The 19,481-nt window shown below is 49.8% G+C and carries 17 protein-coding genes and 1 pseudogene; 17 read left to right on the plus strand and 1 reads right to left on the minus strand.

Features of this window, described 5'->3' with window-relative positions; translation table 11 throughout:
- The first annotated feature begins 61 nt into the window (after nt 1-61).
- The 15 genes and pseudogenes from ADU23_RS11195 to argH all read left to right on the plus strand — a co-directional run bounded on the left by ADU23_RS11195 (nt 62) and on the right by argH (nt 16,100).
- Nucleotides 62-436, plus strand: coding sequence for a flagellar protein FliT (locus ADU23_RS11195; protein WP_053373825.1), 375 nt, complete (start codon nt 62-64; stop codon nt 434-436).
- A gap of 200 nt (nt 437-636) precedes the next feature.
- The gene (locus ADU23_RS11200) at nt 637-1,050 is read left to right on the plus strand and encodes a flagellar protein FlaG (protein WP_053373826.1); all 414 of its coding nucleotides are present in this window, start codon (nt 637-639) and stop codon (nt 1,048-1,050) included.
- Between the two features lie 85 nt (nt 1,051-1,135).
- Nucleotides 1,136-1,561 carry a flagellar export chaperone FliS gene (gene fliS / locus ADU23_RS11205; RefSeq protein WP_053373827.1) on the plus strand — a complete coding sequence of 142 codons (426 nt, stop codon included), beginning with the start codon at nt 1,136-1,138 and terminating at the stop codon, nt 1,559-1,561.
- Nucleotides 1,562-1,799: 238 nt separating this feature from the next.
- Nucleotides 1,800-1,997 carry a cold-shock protein gene (locus ADU23_RS11210; protein WP_028608231.1) on the plus strand — a complete coding sequence of 66 codons (198 nt, stop codon included), beginning with the start codon at nt 1,800-1,802 and terminating at the stop codon, nt 1,995-1,997.
- Nucleotides 1,998-2,284: 287 nt separating this feature from the next.
- Complete coding sequence (hpf, locus tag ADU23_RS11215) at nt 2,285-2,830, plus strand: ribosome hibernation-promoting factor, HPF/YfiA family (RefSeq protein WP_053373828.1); 546 nt, start codon at nt 2,285-2,287, stop codon at nt 2,828-2,830.
- Nucleotides 2,831-2,969: 139 nt separating this feature from the next.
- The gene (gene secA / locus ADU23_RS11220) at nt 2,970-5,477 is read left to right on the plus strand and encodes a preprotein translocase subunit SecA (RefSeq protein WP_053373829.1); all 2,508 of its coding nucleotides are present in this window, start codon (nt 2,970-2,972) and stop codon (nt 5,475-5,477) included.
- A 68-nt stretch (nt 5,478-5,545) separates the two neighbouring features.
- Nucleotides 5,546-6,653 (plus strand): peptide chain release factor 2 gene (gene prfB, locus ADU23_RS11225; protein ID WP_141680416.1). Its coding sequence is split into 2 segments (ribosomal slippage): nt 5,546-5,617 and nt 5,619-6,653, totalling 1,107 coding nucleotides; the frame shifts between segments, so codons are not numbered across the junction.
- 88 nt (nt 6,654-6,741) lie between these two features.
- Nucleotides 6,742-7,629, plus strand: a complete 888-nt coding sequence (locus tag ADU23_RS11230) for a YitT family protein (protein ID WP_053373830.1) — start codon at nt 6,742-6,744, stop codon at nt 7,627-7,629.
- 350 nt (nt 7,630-7,979) lie between these two features.
- The gene (argC, locus tag ADU23_RS11235) at nt 7,980-9,029 is read left to right on the plus strand and encodes an N-acetyl-gamma-glutamyl-phosphate reductase (RefSeq protein WP_053373831.1); all 1,050 of its coding nucleotides are present in this window, start codon (nt 7,980-7,982) and stop codon (nt 9,027-9,029) included.
- Nucleotides 9,030-9,095: 66 nt separating this feature from the next.
- A complete protein-coding gene (gene argJ / locus ADU23_RS11240) occupies nt 9,096-10,337 on the plus strand; it encodes a bifunctional ornithine acetyltransferase/N-acetylglutamate synthase (RefSeq protein ID WP_053373832.1) in 1,242 nt (413 codons plus the stop codon).
- Between the two features lie 52 nt (nt 10,338-10,389).
- Nucleotides 10,390-11,076 (plus strand): annotated as a pseudogene (gene argB / locus ADU23_RS32090) (acetylglutamate kinase); the annotation flags it as partial.
- Nucleotides 11,077-11,145: 69 nt separating this feature from the next.
- Complete coding sequence (locus tag ADU23_RS11245; RefSeq protein WP_053377582.1) at nt 11,146-12,372, plus strand: acetylornithine transaminase; 1,227 nt, start codon at nt 11,146-11,148, stop codon at nt 12,370-12,372.
- A gap of 45 nt (nt 12,373-12,417) precedes the next feature.
- Complete coding sequence (argF, locus tag ADU23_RS11250) at nt 12,418-13,377, plus strand: ornithine carbamoyltransferase (protein ID WP_053373833.1); 960 nt, start codon at nt 12,418-12,420, stop codon at nt 13,375-13,377.
- Between the two features lie 51 nt (nt 13,378-13,428).
- Complete coding sequence (locus ADU23_RS11255; protein ID WP_053373834.1) at nt 13,429-14,658, plus strand: argininosuccinate synthase; 1,230 nt, start codon at nt 13,429-13,431, stop codon at nt 14,656-14,658.
- Between the two features lie 26 nt (nt 14,659-14,684).
- Nucleotides 14,685-16,100 (plus strand): argininosuccinate lyase, encoded by a 1,416-nt coding sequence (gene argH, locus ADU23_RS11260; RefSeq protein WP_053373835.1) that lies wholly within the window; start codon nt 14,685-14,687, stop codon nt 16,098-16,100.
- Between the two features lie 125 nt (nt 16,101-16,225).
- Here the strand turns inward: argH and ADU23_RS11265 are convergent, their stop codons facing one another.
- Nucleotides 16,226-17,677 carry a VanW family protein gene (locus ADU23_RS11265; protein ID WP_157265727.1) on the minus strand — a complete coding sequence of 484 codons (1,452 nt, stop codon included), beginning with the start codon at nt 17,675-17,677 and terminating at the stop codon, nt 16,226-16,228.
- A gap of 202 nt (nt 17,678-17,879) precedes the next feature.
- On the opposite strand from ADU23_RS11265, the gene ftsE reads away from it, so the two are divergent.
- Both ftsE and ftsX read left to right on the plus strand, forming a co-directional pair.
- On the plus strand, nt 17,880-18,566 hold the full coding sequence (ftsE, locus tag ADU23_RS11270; RefSeq protein ID WP_053373836.1) for a cell division ATP-binding protein FtsE: 687 nt from the start codon (nt 17,880-17,882) through the stop codon (nt 18,564-18,566).
- Nucleotides 18,556-19,473, plus strand: coding sequence for a permease-like cell division protein FtsX (gene ftsX / locus ADU23_RS11275; RefSeq protein ID WP_053373837.1), 918 nt, complete (start codon nt 18,556-18,558; stop codon nt 19,471-19,473). Before ftsE ends, ftsX begins: the two co-directional genes overlap by 11 nt.
- Nucleotides 19,474-19,481 lie beyond the last annotated feature (8 nt).

Here is a 19,481-nt window from a genome sequence, read left to right on the forward strand (position 1 = left end):
ATTGTTGGCTAAAAATGCTACTGCTAGTGTACACATTAGTAAAGTAGAAGGAGAGGCGATAATGAATACAGATACCTCTCTAGAATCTCTTCTTAACGACTTCTTGCATATTACACGCTCGTTAGAGGAGAGAGTAGTAGATGAAAACAGTGAACCGGAAGAATGGATAGAGCTGTTGGACAAACGACAAGAGCATATTAATGCACTAACCATTCTACTATCGCAGGGTATAGCATTTACGGATTCTCAGAAAAAAAGCTGCCTACAACCGGCGTATGAGATTGATCTAAGAATTTTTCCCATTATGGACCAGAAGAAAAAGAAGCTGGAATCCGAAATTATTAACCTTAAAAAAAGCAAAGCGGCAAATCAACAATACGGGGATTATGGAAATTCTTATTCTCCGTATGGTGCTTTTTTTGATACAAAGAAATAACCAACTGCTTAAGGGCTTCTTTTTAAAGAAGCTCCTTTTTGTTATATAAATAGTGTTAAGAATACAAACTGATTTATTGGTGTTGACCAAAGCTAAAAAGTAAAAAGAAACATTCCAAAATATAGGTCCTCATCTAATAAAAAAAAGATGGCTAGCCGATATATACTTTAGAACTATCGACGCGGAAGGAATGATAGGTTATGAACACGAATGTGCCAGCAACAGGGGTGATTAGCTCACTGAACCGTAGTGCTATGGGTATCGATTCGGTTAATTCCGGAGTAGAGTCATCAAGCTCTGTTGGAATGAGTGATTCTCAACACCTTTCTAAAATTACTAGACAAGACGAGTTGAAAAAGGCAGAGCTTCGCGGTGAACATATTACGATTAGCGAAGAACAGCTAGTTAAAGCAATCGATAGAGCGATTAAAGCCATGGAAGGCAAAAGCACTAACTTAGAGTTCTCCGTGCATAAGCAAACAAATATCATTTCAGTTAAAGTTCTAGATAGTGCATCGGGAGAAGTCATACGTGAAATCCCTCCAGAAAAAAACTTGGACTTTGTAGCTAAGTTGTGGGAGATGGCAGGGATACTTATAGACGAAAAAGGATAATTCAACGTTTCATAAGATAGATCTTAATAAGATGAACTCGCGAGTATTGGCTTAAACAGCAATTTAGTTCATAGGAGGATAAAAAATGCAACTTCAACAACGTAATAAGTACATTCAGAATACCATTCAAACAGCTACTCCAGGACAATTACTTATTATGCTCTACGATGGTGCTATCCGGTTTTGCCGTCAAGGAATTGAAGCGATTAAAGAACAACGCTATTCAGATGCAAATACGAGTTTAATAAAGGTACAAGATATTATAAGTGAGTTTACGATTACAATTGATCGCTCCAATCCGATATCAGAAAATTTACTGAAACTATATGATTATTTCAATATGCGACTTATTGAAGCTAATGTGAAGAAAAATACTGAGCCGGCTGAAGAGGTGTTAGCGCATTTGATTGAATTGAAAGAAACTTGGATGCAAGCTGCCAAGGAGTTCAATCAAGCAGTTGGACAATCGAATGGAAGCAACTATAAACAAACTCAATCAACGGTCGTCTAGTTTGAATGACATGGTTTGTGACTTTGGATATAACGAAGTTAATTGCTAAGTCACCCCTTGGGTGGCTTTTTTATTTGGATTATCGACAAGAATCGCCAAGCATAAACCCCGCCAACACTCAAATGTATTCGCTTACAATAAATTGTTTGACAATTCCGTTAAGTGGGTGTTATAGTCAAATTGTGGGTTATACAAAGCGATGCCTCACAGTATTTGAAGATGAAGGGAATGTTTGCACATGCAAGGTAAAGTTAAATGGTTTAACGCAGAAAAAGGTTATGGATTTATCGAGACTGAGCAAGGCGGCGACGTATTTGTTCATTTCTCCGCTATCCAAACTGAAGGTTTCAAAACTCTTGAAGAAGGCCAATCCGTCGAATTCGATATTGTTGAAGGCGCTCGTGGTCCACAAGCTGCTAACGTAGTTAAACTGTAATCATTCGGCTGATCCAGCCACCTTATAATTTGGATCACTAAACAAGCAACTTACACAAAGCTCCGGGTAACCGGGGCTTTTTTTTGTTGTCCGCGCTAACAAACGGGTCGCAGCTAATTAACGGAATCCCGGCGTTTTGACGAGCCCAACGGAGTATGTATCTTAATTGTGACAATTCTATTAGTTCTATAGCATTATTTATCTGAAAATTCGAAATAAAACAAAAACTCTTTTGATTCGAACGCTTACATATGTTATAATAAGGCCATGTAAAGGAGGAGTTCCCCATGAACTACAACATTCGAGGTCAACACTTTCAAGTGACAGACGCATTGAGAGACTACGTCGAAAAGAAACTCAGCCGATTGGATAAATATTTCGAAGCACCAATCACCTCCGATATTAACGTAACACTATCCGTCACCAAAGGGAAACATGCAGTAGAGGTGACCATTCCGCTCACCGGTGTCATGCTAAGAGCCGAGGAGAAAAGCGAGGACATGTACGCATCGATTGATGTTGTTGCGGACAAACTCGAACGACAAATACGTAAGCATAAAACTAAAGTAAATCGCAAGTTCCGCCAAGGCAGCGGCGTACGCGCCTTATTCAGGGAAGAAGGCTCAGCAGTGGGCGTTCTGGAGGAAGAGGATGATCTGGAGCTTGTACGTACCAAACGCTTTGATCTGAAGCCGATGGACGTGGAAGAAGCGATTTTGCAAATGAATATGGTTGGACATAACTTCTTCGTATTCTCGAATGTAGACAACAAAGAAGTGAGTGTTGTATACAGACGCAATGATGGAAAATACGGCTTAATCGAGCAGGGCTAGCAGCAATTATACTTAAAACGAAGAGCCTTTTCTCCTTTTTGGAGAGAGGCTTTTTCTTTTCCAATCATCTTCGTTGCGGCGGTGTCGACAAACTGATACAATTTAATGCAAAGAGGCGTCATTACGAAAGGGGAATTCCATGCTCGGACTAGTGAAAAAGATATTTGGTGACCATAACGAGCGCGAGGTAAAACGGCTCCAACGGACGGTAGATGAGGTAAATGCGATAGAGTCGAAGTTTACGGCTTTGTCGGATGAAGCGCTGCGCGCGAAAACGGAAGAATTCAGAGCAAGAATTGAAAAGGGAGAAACGCTCGATCAAATTCTTCCTGAAGCTTTTGCAACCGTAAGGGAAGCATCCAAGCGTACGCTTGGCATGCGTCATTTTGACGTACAGCTTCTTGGCGGTATGGTTCTGCATGAAGGCAAGATTGCGGAGATGAGAACGGGTGAAGGTAAGACGCTCGTTGCGACGCTTCCGGTTTATTTGAACGCATTGCTTGGCAAAGGCGTTCATGTTATTACGGTCAATAACTACTTGGCACAGCGTGATAGCGAGCTGATGGGACAGCTTTACGGCTTCCTAGGCATGACTGTCGGCTGTAACTTGCATGGCTTGTCGCATGACGAGAAGCAAGAGGCTTATGCTTGCGATATTACGTACGGTACGAATAATGAATTCGGCTTCGATTATTTGCGTGACAACATGGTGCTTTACAAGGAACAAATGGTACAGCGTCCGCTTTATTTTGCAATCATCGATGAGGTGGATTCCATTCTAGTCGATGAAGCGCGGACGCCGCTTATTATTTCCGGACAAGCTGCTAAGTCGACTGAGCTCTATTTTGCCGCAGACCGCTTTATTAGCCGTTTGAAGCCCGAAGAGGACTTCACGATTGATATCAAGCTGCGCAGCGTTATGCTGACGGAATCAGGCGTTGAGAAGACGGAGAAGGCATTTTCGATCGAGAATCTATTCGACCATGCGAATGTCACGCTTAACCACCATATTCAGCAAGCGCTGAAAGCGAACTTTATTATGAAGCGCGACGTGGATTACGTGGTTGAGGAAGATGAGGTTGTTATTGTCGATGAGTTCACGGGTCGTCTCATGTCGGGACGCCGTTACAGCGACGGGTTGCACCAAGCGATTGAAGCGAAGGAGCAGCTGGAAGTTCAAAACGAGAGCATGACTCTTGCGACGATTACGTTCCAGAACTACTTCCGCATGTATCGCAAGCTGGCTGGCATGACCGGTACGGCGAAGACGGAGGAAGAAGAGTTCAAGCGTATTTATGGTCTTGATGTTATTCAAGTGCCTACAAACCGCTCGATGATCCGTAAGGATATCGCAGACGTGGTTTACAAATCCGAAATGGGTAAATTTAAAGCGGTCGTTGAAGAAATCGTTGAGCGCCACAGCAAAAACCAGCCGGTCCTTGTCGGTACGATTTCCATCGAAAATTCCGAGAAGCTATCGGACATGCTCAAACGCAGAGGCGTGACGCATAAGGTCCTGAACGCGAAGTTCCATGCGGAGGAAGCAGAAATTATCTCCCGAGCGGGACAAGCAGGCGCGGTGACGATTGCAACGAACATGGCTGGACGCGGTACCGATATTTTGCTGGGCGACGAGGTTGCTGATCTTGGCGGTTTGCATATTATTGGTACGGAGCGCCATGAAAGCCGTCGGATCGATAATCAGCTGCGCGGTCGTGCCGGACGTCAAGGCGACCCAGGCTCCTCACAGTTTTATCTATCGCTTGAGGATGAGCTGATGCGCCGCTTCGGCTCTGAAAATATTATGGGCATGATGGACAAGCTAGGACTAGATGAGGATCAACCGATCGAGAGCCGGATGATTTCAAGAGCGATCGAATCGGCACAGAAGCGTGTTGAGGGCAACAACTTCGACATTCGGAAAGTCGTTTTGCAATATGATGACGTAATGAACCAGCAGCGCGAGGTTATTTATAAACAGCGCCGCGATATTCTTGGTTCCGAAAATATTCGCCAGGAAGTTATGGATATGATCAAGCCGGTCATTGATCGCATCGTTGAAGCACACTGCTCGGAGGATATTCCGGAAGAGTGGGATCTTCAAGCGATCGTTGATTTTGCGCATGCTACCTTCCTGCAAGAAGGCTCCTTGACCAAAGAAGAAATTTGGGGCAAAGAGAAAGAAGAGATCATCGACTATATTTATGATGAGGTCGTTGCTTCTTATGATGAGCGTGAAGAAGAGCTTGGCGCGGACACGATGCGTGAGTTCGAGAAGGTTGTTGTGCTCCGTGCGGTAGACAGCAAGTGGATGGATCACATCGATGCCATGGATCAGCTTCGTCAAGGTATCCACTTGCGCGCATACGGCGGTACAGATCCGCTTCGCGAATATCAATTTGAAGGCTTCGAGATGTTCAAGGAAATGATCGAGAGCATTCAAGAGGAAGTTGCGAGATACATCATGAAGGCTCGCGTAGAGAGCAACCTGGAGCGCCAAGAGGTAGCTCAGGGCCAAACGACTACGACAAGCGGCGGCGGAGAAGCGGTTGAGAAGCGTCCGGCTAAGCGCGAAGAGCGCGTAGGGCGCAACGATGCATGTCCTTGCGGAAGCGGCAAAAAGTATAAGCAATGCCACGGCAAGTAAGGAACAGCGTTAAACGCCGCAGCATACGGTAAGGCATTGAAGTAATATTTTGAGGTGAAGCTGAAGCTATGATAGACATAACGGTTAAACAAGACCTGCGTGAAATGGCCAAGCGGCTCCAAGAGCTCAGGGGGTCTCTTTGACTTAGATCTTAAGCAGGAGATTATTGCGAATTTCGAAGAGAAGATGACGATGCCTGATTTCTGGGATGATAACGAGAAAGCGCAAAGCGTCATTTCGGAGCTCAATGCGGTAAAGTCGGTCGTTGACCATTACGATGGACTTAACAGCGAGCAAGAAGAACTGCAGATGATGCTGGAGCTGGCGGAAGAGGAGAGCGACGAGTCGCTTGCGGCGGATGTCGTGAGCGGCGTTGCCAAGCTGCTGCGTAAGGTTAGCGATTTTGAGCTTCAACTGCTCCTTAATCAGCCTTACGATAAGCTGAACGCGATTCTCGAGCTGCATCCTGGCGCTGGCGGCACGGAGTCGCAAGACTGGGGCCTCATGCTGTACCGGATGTATACGCGCTGGGCGGAGAAGAGCGGCTTCAAGGTTGAGCTGCTTGACTACTTGCCAGGCGATGAGGCGGGCATCAAAAGCGTGACTATTTTGGTCAAAGGCTATAATGCTTACGGCTATTTGAAAGCGGAGAAGGGCGTCCACCGGCTTGTTCGTATTTCACCGTTCGATTCGGCGGGCCGCCGGCATACGTCGTTTGCTTCCTGTGACGTTGTTCCGGAAATCGACGACAGCATCGAGATTGAGATTCGCTCCGAGGATTTGAAGGTGGATACGTACCGGGCGAGCGGAGCGGGCGGCCAGCACGTCAACAAGACGGAGTCAGCCATCCGGATTACGCATATTCCATCGGGAATCGTAGTCGCTTGCCAGCAGGAGCGTTCGCAAATTCAGAACCGCGAGCGGGCCATGAAGATGCTTCGTTCCAAGCTGTATGAGAGAAAGATCGAGGAGCAGATCAAGCATTTGGCGGAAATTCGCGGCGAGCAATCCGAGATTGCTTGGGGCAGCCAGATTCGCTCCTACGTGTTCCATCCGTACAGCATGGTGAAGGATCACCGTACATCGGTCGAGACCGGAAATGTCGGCGCGGTTATGGATGGCGATATCGACGCTTTTATCGACGGTTATTTGCGCCACCAAATTCGTCATGATTAATGAATAGAAAGAGGGAAGAGTTCCGACACAGCCAATGTGTGGAGCTCTTCTTTTTGCGAAAATCGGCTTGCAAGGAGATTGAAGGGGCATGAATGAAGGCGCAGTGAAACGGAGAAAAGGCGGACGAAGCTTAAGCCCGCGGGCTCAGTCGGTTTGGAGCATTGTCCAGCTGCTGATAGGGTCGATTATTGTAGCGATAAGCTTCAATATGTTCATGGTGCCGAATGGAATCGCTTCGGGCGGCGTATCCGGCGTGTCCATTCTCGTGCAGAGAGTGGCAGGCGTTATGCCTGCAATAACGCAATGGGCTATCAATATTCCGCTGTTTATCGCAGGCCTATGGCTGCTTGGTAAACGGTTTGCGGTCAAAACAGCGCTGGGCTCGGTCATTTTGCCGCTGTTCGTGCTGCTGACAAGCCATGTGTCCTCGCCAACCGATAATCCGCTTCTGGCAGCCATTTACGGCGGTATTGGAGTCGGGCTCGGACTAGGCCTTGTTTTCCGGGGAGGCGCGTCTACTGGCGGACTCGATTTGGCGGCTCAAATCCTGCACCGATATACCGGGCTTCCGCTTAGCCTTGCCATTGTATGCTTTGACGGATGCGTCATCATTGCAGCGGGTATCATTATTTCGCCTGAGGTGGCGCTGTACGCGCTGATTGGATTGTTCGTAACGAGCAAGACGATTGATTTTGTGCAAAGCGGCCTTCAGCTTTCTAAGGTGGCCTTTATTATCAGCGACCAATCCGAGGCTGTTGCCGAATCGATTCTGCATGATTTGGACCGGGGATTGACGAGGCTCGACGGCCACGGCGGTTATACGGGAGCTGGGCGCACGGTGCTGATGGTAGTCGTTGGGCAAAATGAGGTGCCGAAGCTGAAGCAGCTTGTGCGAGCGATCGACCCTGGCGCTTTTGTTATCATAAGCAATACGGCAGAGGTGCTCGGGCAAGGGTTTAAGCTGGAGAACGGATAAACACCGCTGCCTCCCTCAAAAAAAGAGTCTATGAACAGCTGCGGGAGCAAGCTCATAGGCTCTTTTTTATGTTACACAAACGCGGCGAGCGGAGCCATGTTCCGGCGCATGAAATTGGGCATTTTTGTTCATATAATCGCTTCATTTGTTCGTTGTATTATTATGAATTCGAATGTATAATAATACGAAACAATGTGCGTATTTCCATCAACTGCCGAATGTTGTACAATTATTAGTTGTGAAAGAAGTCAAGCTTTCCGCATGCGGAAAGAGCAATAGATAAAGCTGCAGCGAGCTTGCCAATGAAGGTCGAAACCACGCGCAGCATCTTGTTTTGGGGAGAGATAAACATGAGCAATAAGGTGAAAATTGCGATTATCGGTTCAACCGGCTACGGCGGTGTAGAGCTCATTCGATTGCTTGCATCCCATCCGCTGGCAGAGGTGACTTCAATCATCTCGTCTTCCAGCGCAGGTACGCCGATTACAGAAGGTTATCCGCATTTGACGAACATTCGCGAGGAGCTTCTTGATGATGTCGATCCTGCCGCGATCAAAGCGAAAGCGGATGTCGTATTTCTTGCTACGCCCGCGGGAGTTGCGGCTAAGCTGGTTCCGTCCTTGCTTGAGGCAGGCTTGAAGGTTATTGATTTGTCCGGAGATTTCCGCTTGAAATCGCCTGCATTATACGAGCAGTGGTATAAGAAGCCTTCTGCGGATGAGGCGTATTTGAAGCAAGCGGTGTTTGGTCTGGCAGAAATCTATGGGGATCAGGTGCTGGATGCTTCGTTCATATCGAATCCGGGCTGCTACCCGACAGCGACGCTGCTAGGACTTATTCCGGCGGTAAAAGAAGGCTGGATCGATCCGGCTACCATTATTATCGATGCCAAATCGGGCATTTCCGGTGCGGGTCGCGGCGCTTCGCTGGGCACTCATTATTCAGAGCTTAATGAAAACCTGAAAGCTTATAAGCTTAATCAGCATCAGCATATTCCAGAAATCGAAATGGTGCTGTCTGATGCGGCGGGCAAGCCGGTCGTAACGACGTTTACGACGCATCTTGTACCGATGACACGCGGCATTATGTCCACGATGTACGCAACCGTTCAGGGCGGGCGCAGCACTAGCGATTTTATCGAGCTATATCGCACTTATTATGAAGGGCACAAGTTCGTGCGTATTCGTCCGGAAGGACAATGGCCGGCCACGAAGGAAGTATGGGGCTCCAACTACTGCGATATCGGCTTTGCGGTCGATGAGCGTACGGGCCGCGTAACGATTGTGTCGGTTATCGACAACTTGGTTAAGGGCGCAGCAGGTCAAGCGATTCAAAACTTGAACCTGATGATGGGCTGGGACGAGACGTTTGGTCTGCAATTCGTTCCCGTTTATCCGTAAATAACGAAACATATCTTTTGAAATCATCATCCATACTCATACAGGTGAAGGAGATACGATTTTACGATGGGACAGGATCAAACAGCAGCCTTGTTCTCAGTCGTCGCAGACGGCTCGATAACAACGCCCAAAGGCTTTAAAGCAGGGGGATTGCATTGCGGCCTCAAAAAAACGACGCGTCACGACCTTGGCGCGATCGTATGCGAAGTGCCGGCAACGGCAGCCGGTGTTTATACGACTAACGTGTTTCAGGCTGCTCCGCTGCAGGTTACCCGCGAGAGCATCGGAGCGGGCGGCTTGCTGCGCGCTGTGCTCGTGAACAGCGGCAACGCGAATGCCTGCACAGGCAAGCAAGGCGACGCGGACGCATACGAAATGCGTGCTAGATTCGCGGAGTCGATTGGTGTATCGGCGAATCATGTAGCGGTAGCGTCAACGGGCGTTATCGGCGAGCTGCTCAAAATGGATAAAGTACGCGTGGGCATCGACGGTCTTCCGGCTAGGCTGGATGGCGGTCGCGCAGGCGCGGACGACTTCTGCCAAGCGATCCTGACGACGGATTTGGTACAGAAGATGGTATGCGTTGAGCTGGAGCTGGATGGCAAAACCGTGCATGTGGCCGGCGCTGCGAAGGGCTCTGGCATGATTCATCCGAATATGGCAACGATGCTTGGCTTCGTAACGACGGATGCGGCAATCGGCAGCGAGGCGCTTCAACAATTGCTGCGCCAATCGACGGACTTGACGTTCAATATGATTACGGTTGACGGCGATACGAGCACAAACGATATGCTCGTGGCTATGGCGAGCGGTCTTGCTGGCAATAACGAGCTGACAGAAGCGCATGCGGGCTGGGCGGCATTTGCGGCAGCGATCCGCCATGTTTGCGAGGTGCTTGCGAAGGCGATCGCCCGCGATGGCGAAGGCGCGACGAAGCTTGTTGAGGTACGGGTGAACGGAGCGGTTAGCGACGATTCCGCACAAGCGATTGCGAAGACGGTTATCGGATCGTCGCTCGTGAAATCGGCCGTATTCGGAGCGGATGCGAACTGGGGCCGCATTATTGCGGCTGTGGGCCGCGCAGGCCAGCCGGTTAACCCTGAGACGGTTGATATCCGGCTAGGCGATATTTTGACATTGGAGCAATCTCGTCCTGTCGTGTTCGACGAAGAGGTTGCCTTGGAATATTTGAAGGGCGATACGGTTGTTATTCGCGTGGATCTACATAATGGCGAAGGAACAGCGACAGCATGGGGCTGTGATCTGACCTATGATTATGTCCGCATTAATGCGGCATATCGGACTTAAAGCAAAGTACACGCTTGGAGGGCATGGAACAGTGACGGAGCAACGATTTGTAATGAAATGCGGAGGCAGCACGCTGGCGGCGCTTCCGAGCAGCTTTTTTGATGAGCTGCGCGAGCTGCAGCTAGCGGGTGTTCTGCCGGTTATCGTGCATGGCGGCGGTCCTGCCATATCGGACACGCTCGGCAAGCTCGGCATCGAGACGGGGTTCGTAAATGGGCTGCGCGTAACGAGTGAAGCGGTGCTTGATGTTGTCGAGATGGTGCTTGCGGGCCGGATCAATAAAGAAATCGTTCGTAAAATTCAGATCAACGGCGCGAAGGCGCTTGGCCTATCTGGTGTTGACGGCATGCTCATTCAGGCTCAGCCTGTTGCGAATGCAGCGGAGATCGGCTTCGTAGGCGATGTCACCGACGTGAATGCCGATATTATCGAAGGCGTGATGGGAATGGGATACATTCCGGTCATTGCTCCAATCGGCATTGATGGCGCAGGACAGCGCTACAACATTAATGCAGATACGGCGGCAGGCGCGGTTGCGTCCCATCTTGGTGTCGAGCAGATGATTGTCGTAACGGACGTGCCGGGCATTTTGAAAACGGTAGATGGCCAGAAGCAGGTGCTTCCGGTTGTAACCGTGGACGAGATTGAAGAGATGATAACGAGCGGTGACATTTACGGCGGCATGATTCCAAAAGTGCGTGCAGCCATTCAGTGTATACAAGGACGCGTGCGCGAGGTCGTGATCGTAAGCGGCGAGGAGCCAGGCGTGCTGACGAGAGCTGTCCGCGAGGGCGGCGTAGGCACGCGTATTGTTCAGACGAATGAAGGGCGGGTGAGTGAGACAAAAACGGTTGATGCTGTGGACCAATCTTTATTTCCAACCTATGCAAGATATCCGATGGCTTTGGTAAAGGGCGAAGGAAGCTGGCTGTGGGATGATAAAGGAAATAAATACCTTGATTTTATGAGCGGCATTGCCGTTACGAATCTCGGGCATGCCCCTAAACAGATCAAAGAGGCGCTTATCAAGCAGCTTGATGAGCTGTGGCATGTATCGAACCTGTTCCACATTCCAAACCAAGCGGAAGCGGGCAAGCTAATTACGGATAACAGCTGCGCGGATGCGGTGTTCTTCTGCAACTCAGGCGCCGAGGCGAATGAAGCGGCCATTAAGCTGGCACGCCGTTATAATCAAAAGGTGCTGAACAATGGCCGTTTTGAAATCATTACGTTTGAGCAATCCTTCCACGGACGCACCCTTGCGACGCTTACGGCGACAGGCCAAGCGAAGGTGAAGGAAGGTTTTGCGCCGCTGCCGCAAGGGTTCAAAACCATTCCGCTAAACGATCTGGCTGCGCTTGAAGCGGCGGTTTCGGACCAGACTGCAGCGATTATGCTGGAGATGGTGCAGGCGGAGGGCGGCATTTATCCGGTTGACCCTGCCTACATGAAAGAGCTTGCCGCATTGTGCGAGAAGCAAGGCATCCTGCTTATTGTGGATGAGATCCAAACGGGCATGGGCCGTACAGGCAAGCTGTTCGCTTACGAGCATTACGGGATTGAGCCGGATATTTTTACGATGGCAAAAGGTCTCGGCAGCGGGTTCCCGGTCGGCGCGATGGCAGCGAAGGAAAAGCTGCGCGAAGGCTTCACGGCAGGCAGCCACGGCTCAACGTTCGGCGGAACGCCGATTGCGACAGCAGTCGTAAAAGCGACGCTTGAGACGATCGTAGGCGATCGCCTGTCAGAGCGCGCCGCGCAAAAAGGCGAGTATTTGATGTCGCAGCTTCGGGAGAAGCTGGCTGCCAATGCTTTTGTCAAAGAGGTTCGCGGTCTTGGCTTGCTCGTCGGCATTGCATGCGCAGAGCCGATTGCTGATATTTTGAATCAGGCGCAGGAGCGCGGATTGATTGCCATCTCGGCAGGTCCGGACGTTATCCGCCTATTGCCTAACTTGCTCGTCACTGATGAAGAAATCGATACAGCCGTAGCGATCCTAGCAGAACTGCTGGAAGCGAAGCGTCCTGTCGTTTAACAACATAACAATGCAAATGGTTTTAACCTGAAGGAGGGCTTCACCATGCAAGGAACAGTAAATGAGGAATTGGCTCAAAGCTTGAAAGGGCGCGACTTTCTAATGCTGGTCGATTTCAAGCCGGAGGAAATCCGTTACTTGATCGACCTCGCGATTGATCTTAAGCAAAAACAAAAAGCAGGCGAAACGCATCATGTGCTAAAAGGGAAGACGCTTGGCATGATTTTCGAAAAATCATCGACTCGCACGCGCGTTTCGTTTGAAGTAGGAATGTATCAGCTTGGCGGACAAGGGCTTTTCCTTAGCGGGAACGACCTGCAAATCGGCCGCGGCGAGACGATCTGGGATACAGCTCAGACGTTGTCCCGCTATTTGGACGGTATTATGATTCGTACATTCGCGCACCGCAAAGTGGTTGAACTCGCTCGCGGAGCAACGATTCCGGTCATCAACGGATTGACGGATTTGTCGCATCCTTGCCAAGCGCTGGCGGACTACCAAACGATTCTTGAGCAAAAAGGCCGCTTGGAAGGGTTGAAAATCGCCTACATCGGCGACGGCAACAATATGACGCATTCCCTGCTTATGGGCGCGGCGAAGCTTGGTCTGCATATGTCCGTAGCGACGCCGGAGGGCTACGAGCCGGATTCCGATATTATTAAGCAAACGAAGGATCATGCTGCCGAGACAGGCTCGCAAATTCATATTTGCCGCGATCCGAAGGAAGCGATTGCCGATGCCGATATCGTTTACACGGATGTGTGGGCGAGTATGGGCCAAGAGGCGGAGCAGAAGGAACGCGAGATTGCTTTTGCCGCTTATCAGGTAAACGAGGCTTTGATGAAATACGCGAAGAAGGATCATCTCTTCATGCACTGCTTGCCGGCGCACCGCGGCGAAGAAGTGAGCGAGGGAGTTATCGACGGCGACCAATCGATCATTTTTGATCAGGCAGAAAACCGTCTTCATGCGCAAAAAGCGATTATGGCCGCTATTATGTCCTAGGTTTGTCGCTCCAACAATATGAATTTATTCGAAGGGAAGTAAGATACGAACATGGCAAAAGAAAAAATCGTACTCGCCTACTCCGGCGGCTTGGATACTTCGGTTATCCTCAAATGGTTGAAAGAAACATATGACGCAGAAATTATCGCTTTTACAGCGGATATCGGTCAAAAGGACGAACTTGACGGCTTGGAAGAAAAAGCACTGGCAACAGGCGCTTCCAAAGTGTACATCGACGATCTTCGCGATGAGTTCGCCAAAGATTTTATCTACCCGATGTTCCAAGCGGGAACGCTTTATGAAGGCCAATACTTGCTTGGCACATCCATTGCACGTCCGCTAATCGCAAAACGCATGGTTGATATCGCCCGTGCCGAGGGTGCGGCTTATATTGCGCATGGCGCAACAGGCAAAGGCAATGACCAAGTTCGTTTCGAGCTGACTGCTGCTGCTTTGGCTCCTGAGATCGGCGTTATCGCCCCTTGGCGCCTTGAAGCTTTCCGCGAGGAATTCCCGGGCCGCGCAGAAATGATCGCTTACGCGGAGAAGCACAACATTCCGGTAACCGCTTCTGCGGCTAAGCCTTATTCGACTGACCGCAACCTGCTGCATATCAGCTTTGAGAGCGGCATGCTGGAAGATCCTTGGTTCGATCCAAGCTCCGAAGAGAACGAGAGCATGTATGTGCTGAGCGTATCTCCTGAAAATGCGCCGGATAAAGCGGAGTATGTGGAGCTGACGTTTGCAGAAGGAAACTGTACGGCAATTAACGGCAAAGAGCTTAGCGCTCTTGAAGTTATGGATACGCTCAACGAGCTTGGCGGCAAGCACGGCATCGGACGCGTAGATATGGTAGAGAACCGCTTCGTCGGCATGAAGAGCCGCGGCGTATATGAAACACCGGGCGGAACGATTTTGTTCACCGCTCACCGCAAAATGGAATCTTTGACAATGGACCGCGAGGTTATGCACCTTCGTGACTCATTGATCGCAAAATATAGCCAGCTCGTATACAACGGCTTCTGGTTCGCGCCGGAGCGCCTTGCGCTGCAGGCACTTGTTACGGAATCGCAAAAGAACGTGAGCGGCGTCGTTCGCTTGAAGCTCTACAAAGGAAACGTAATTGGAGCAGGCGTACAAAGCCCTGTCAGCTTGTACAATCCAGACATTGCAACGATGGAAGCTGATCCTTCCCAAGCGTATGATCAAGGCGATGCAACAGGCTTTATCCGCCTGAACGCTTTGCGTCTTAAAGTGTCCTCTGCAGTTAGCAATAAATAAGGTTTACAAGGGAGTGTAACGAACCAGTGAGCAAATTATGGGGCGGTCGTTTTACGAAAAAAACGGACCAATTGGTAGAGGAATATACGGCTTCGATCATGTTCGACAAGGAGCTTGCTGAAGAGGATATCCAAGGCAGCCTTGCGCATGTCACGATGCTCGGCAAGCAAGGCATTCTTCCGGCAGACGACGTGGAAAAAATTAAGGACGGCCTGCACCGCGTCCTTCAACGCATCAAGCGCGACGACATCGAATTCTCGATCGGCGACGAGGATATTCATATGAATATCGAGAAGACGCTGATCGACGATGTGGGATCGGTAGGCGGCAAGCTGCATACCGGCCGCAGCCGGAACGACCAAGTGGCGACGGATATGCATCTGTGGCTGCGCAAACGTGTTGTCGAGTTCGTGGATATGCTGCACAAGCTGCAATCGGCGCTTATTGAGCAGGCGAAAGCGAATATCGATACGATTGTACCGGGTTATACGCATTTGCAGCGCGCGCAGCCGATTCTGTTCGCGCATCATTTGATGGCGTACGTGTCGATGTTCGGACGGGATATCGAGCGTCTCCAGGACAGCTATAAGCGTATCAATGTGCTTCCGCTTGGAGCGGGCGCTTTGGCTGGAACGACGTTCCCGATCGACCGTCATTTTGTGGCGAGCCAATTGAAATTTGACCGCGTCTACGAGAACAGTCTGGATGCTGTAAGCGACCGTGACTTCATCGTTGAGTTTCTGGCTGACGCTTCGATCATTATGATGCATCTCTCGCGCCTGAGCGAGGAGCTTATTCTATGGTCGAGCACGGAGTTCCATTTCGTTGAGCTGGACGATGCTTTCTGCACAGGCAGCAGCATTATGCCGCAAAAGAAAAATCCGGACGTGCCGGAGCTTGTACGCGGCAAAACCGGACGGGTATACGGCGATCTTGTCGGCTTGCTGACTGTTCTTAAGTCGCTGCCGCTCGCTTATAACAAAGACATGCAGGAAGACAAGGAAGGCATGTTCGACACGGTGAAGACGCTGCAAGGCGCGCTTCAACTGTTCGCTCCGATGATCGCGACGATGAAAGTAAACAAAGACCGGATGCGCCAAGCGGTGAATCAGGATTTCTCGAACGCAACGGATATCGCGGACTTCCTAGTCGGCAAAGGCTTGCCTTTCCGCCAAGCGCATGAGGTTATCGGCAAAACGGTATTGTATTGCATCGAGCAAAACAAATACTTGCTGGATTTGACGCTAGAGGAATTCAAGCAGTTCTCGTCGCTGTTCGACGACCGCATCTATGCGGTGCTTCAACCGGAGCAGGTCGTTAATGCGCGTAACGTTTACGGCGGTACGGCAAAAACGCAGGTACAGGATGCTATCGGCCGCGCCGGCCTGGCGCTGGAGCAAACGGCTGCTTGGGTAACCGAGTATCTGGAGCGCAGCAGATAAGGATGAACAGCCTTTTATAGGCTTTATAAAAGCAGCTCAGCGATGCCTCTTGAGGCAATCAGCTGAGCTGCTTTTTTTATATGGCGGCGTTGGAATCAAGATGCTTCTAGCTGAGATTAAATTCCCTAAATCCCGTCCTCCAGCAGCCCTTCTGTCGTATCCGGTCCCGGAGACGGCGTTGCAGCCGGGCCATTCCCGCCCTTGAGCGGCCCGACCTCGATCACCTTAGGCTGAGCTTTGTACGTATCCCGTGATAGCCGATCACGGGATACGACCTTTCCGTCACGCAGCAGCGTGCGGAACGTTTCGACCACATAACCTTCCTTGCCTTTCTCCACAGTCACCTTTTGGCCGGGAGATAGACGGGAATTGCTTTTCTCCTGCACGGACGGCGCAATGGTCTTGAGCGTTACGGAATTGATCTCGTAGCGTTCATTTGCCTTCATCGTACCGAATATTTTAACGGTAAGCCTGCGGTCCTCTACGAGGGTGCGAATGACGAGATGTTTGCCTGTCGTATTTTTAAAGCGGAAGTTAATGGCTCCGCCTGCGTAAGTGGCATCCTGGCCTATCGGCAAATAAGCAACGGGCAGCGAATGATTGCGCCGCTCCACGATCTCAAGGCCTGCGCGCAGCGCTGCGTTATAGAGGGTGCTGGATACTTGGCAGATCCCGCCACCGATGCCGGGCACGAGCTTGCCGTTCAAAATAACCGGTGCTTCGCGGTAGTCGTAAAGCTCCTCCGCTCTCGCGATCAGCTTGCTGTAGTCGAACACTTCATTTGGCGCTAGCTCCCAATCGTTCAAAGCTTCGGCGGTAACCGTGACATTATGGGCGCGGCCCTCGGCGCTCGTTTTGAAGTCAGTCGAAAACTCGACAATTTTACGCTCGACCCCCTCGTCCTTCAGCTTCTCCAGCGTAAGCTCGGGATGGATGACCGCGATCGGCAGCTCAGCTTCAAAGGCAGGCTTTACTGATGCGCCAATCTGTTCCTTTTTCAGCACGACAAAGTTATCGACCTCATCGAGCAGCTTCCCGATGTCCAAGCGGTAAGCGTCAACATGCGGCTCATAAATGACTTTATCCGTATCGGTGATCGTGCGGGCAGCGTTTTTGGTTTCGCTTTTTTCAATCCAGCTCCACTGCTTGCGGACGGCGGCATCAAACACATCGCGGTTCCAGCCCTGCGTCAGCCCGTATGTTTTGGCGAATTGATGCCGATAAACGGCACGCTCCCATATATCACCCTCGCCCAGCTTTAATAAAGCATCGCGAACGCCCTTAAATTCAGCCTTGTAGCCAAGCTCAGCAACGGTCCACTGCTTGTTGTCGCCGTTAGCAGCCGTGGCATGAATCGTAATCGTCCGCTGCAGCAGCGAGTTTTCATATTGATCCAGCAGCTTCAGAGCATCGCTCACCGGCATGCCTCCGATAGGGATGCCTCCGGCATCTACCTCAGCAGGAACGGTTTTTTGAAGCGCGTAATTCCAGACAAAGCCCCAGCCGACTGCGGCAACGAGAAGCAATGAAGCGATAACGATGATACCGATGTGTATACGTTTTACGATACGAATCACTCCTTTCTGCGTGTTTAAACAAGGACAGTCTTACATGTATATGCGCGTTGCCCTGTAATTTTGTCTATTCAGAAAGTTGAGTTCGTTTCGACATTTGGATATTTATGAGATTTGTGAAAAATGAGGATTGCCAGCTTCTTATGAAGGAATTCAGCACAAACTGTCGAAATAGTACTACTGACTATTAACAGGATGTGATAATGTGATTGAGATGCAAGACATATGGAAAACGTACATCGACGGAACGCATGCGTTAAGAGGCGTCTCTGTTCGTATAGATCGTAATGAATTTGTTTATCTAGTAGGACCATCAGGTGCAGGTAAATCGACATTCATGAAACTCATCTATCGCGAGGAAGTACCGACCAAAGGACAGCTATCAGTTAACGGATTTAACATAGGCAAGCTGAAGCCGCGCAAAATTCCTTTTGTAAGACGTAATATTGGCGTTATTTTTCAGGACTTTAGACTATTACCCAAACTAACCGTATATGAAAATGTCGCTTTCGCCATGGAAGTTATCGAAGCGCCGACTCGTGTAATCAAGAAACGGACGATGGAAGTGCTCGACCTCGTCGGACTGAAGCATAAGCATACAAGCCTGCCATCGCAGCTGTCGGGCGGCGAGCAGCAGCGGGTATCGATCGCGCGGGCGATCGTCAATAACCCATCGGTTATCGTAGCGGACGAGCCTACAGGCAACTTGGACCCGGAAACATCGCTAGGCATTATGAATCTTCTTGAAGAAATCAATTTTCGCGGCGCAACGATCATAATGGCCACACACAACAAAGATATCGTCAACTCCATGCGCAAGCGCGTCATTGCTATCGAAAACGGCAATATCGTTCGTGATGAAGCAAGAGGGGAGTACGGTTATGAAGCTTAGAACCATACTCCGTCATCTCCGGGAAGGCGCCAAAAACATCATTCGAAACGGTTGGATGTCGTTTGCTTCCATGAGCTCCATTTTTATTTCTTTGTTCATTCTTGGCATCTTTTTATTGCTGGCTTTGAACGTGAACCATATGGCGTCACAAATTGAAAGCCAGGTGCAAATTCGCGTATTCCTGCAACTTAATGTCGATAAAGCGAAAATAACGGAGCTGCAAAATAAAATCGGCAACCTTACCGAGGTAAGCAAAGTAACGTTTGTGTCCAAAGCAGAGGGACTGGAGCTGCTTCGCAAAAACCTGGGCGACGAGAACAAGGATTTGCTTGACGGTTATGAAAAAGAAAAAAATCCGCTGCCGGATTCCTTTACGGTAGAGGTTTACGATCCGCAATCGATCGAAGCGGCAGCCAAGCAGATCGACGCGATCAATAAAGCAGACGAGCTTATCCCGATTGCCAAAATCAAATATGGGCAAGGCACGGTAGAAACATTATTCAAAATTACAAACGCTGTTCGTTACATAGGAATCGTCGTCGTTATCGGTTTGTCAGTAACCGCTATGTTCCTCATCTCTAACACGATCAAAATGACGATTATTGCACGGCGCCGGGAAATCGGCATCATGAAGCTGGTCGGAGCAACAAATTCCTTTATTCGCTGGCCGTTTTTTATTGAAGGCGCATTAATTGGCATCATTAGCTCGGTCATTACAACGATAGCGGTATTGGCGGGTTATTCGCAGCTTGTAAAGTTTACGCAAATGGAACTGTCACTCATGATGATAAAGCTTGTCACGATAGAGGATTCCGGCCTGATGACCGGAACGCTGCTTATAGGGCTCGGTACTTTGATCGGTGTTTGGGGCAGTACGATTTCGATACGCAAGTATTTGAAAGTGTAGGTGGACGC

Origin of the sequence: Paenibacillus sp. FJAT-27812 (genome assembly GCF_001273905.1) — a bacterium.
Classification (GTDB): domain Bacteria; phylum Bacillota; class Bacilli; order Paenibacillales; family Paenibacillaceae; genus Pristimantibacillus.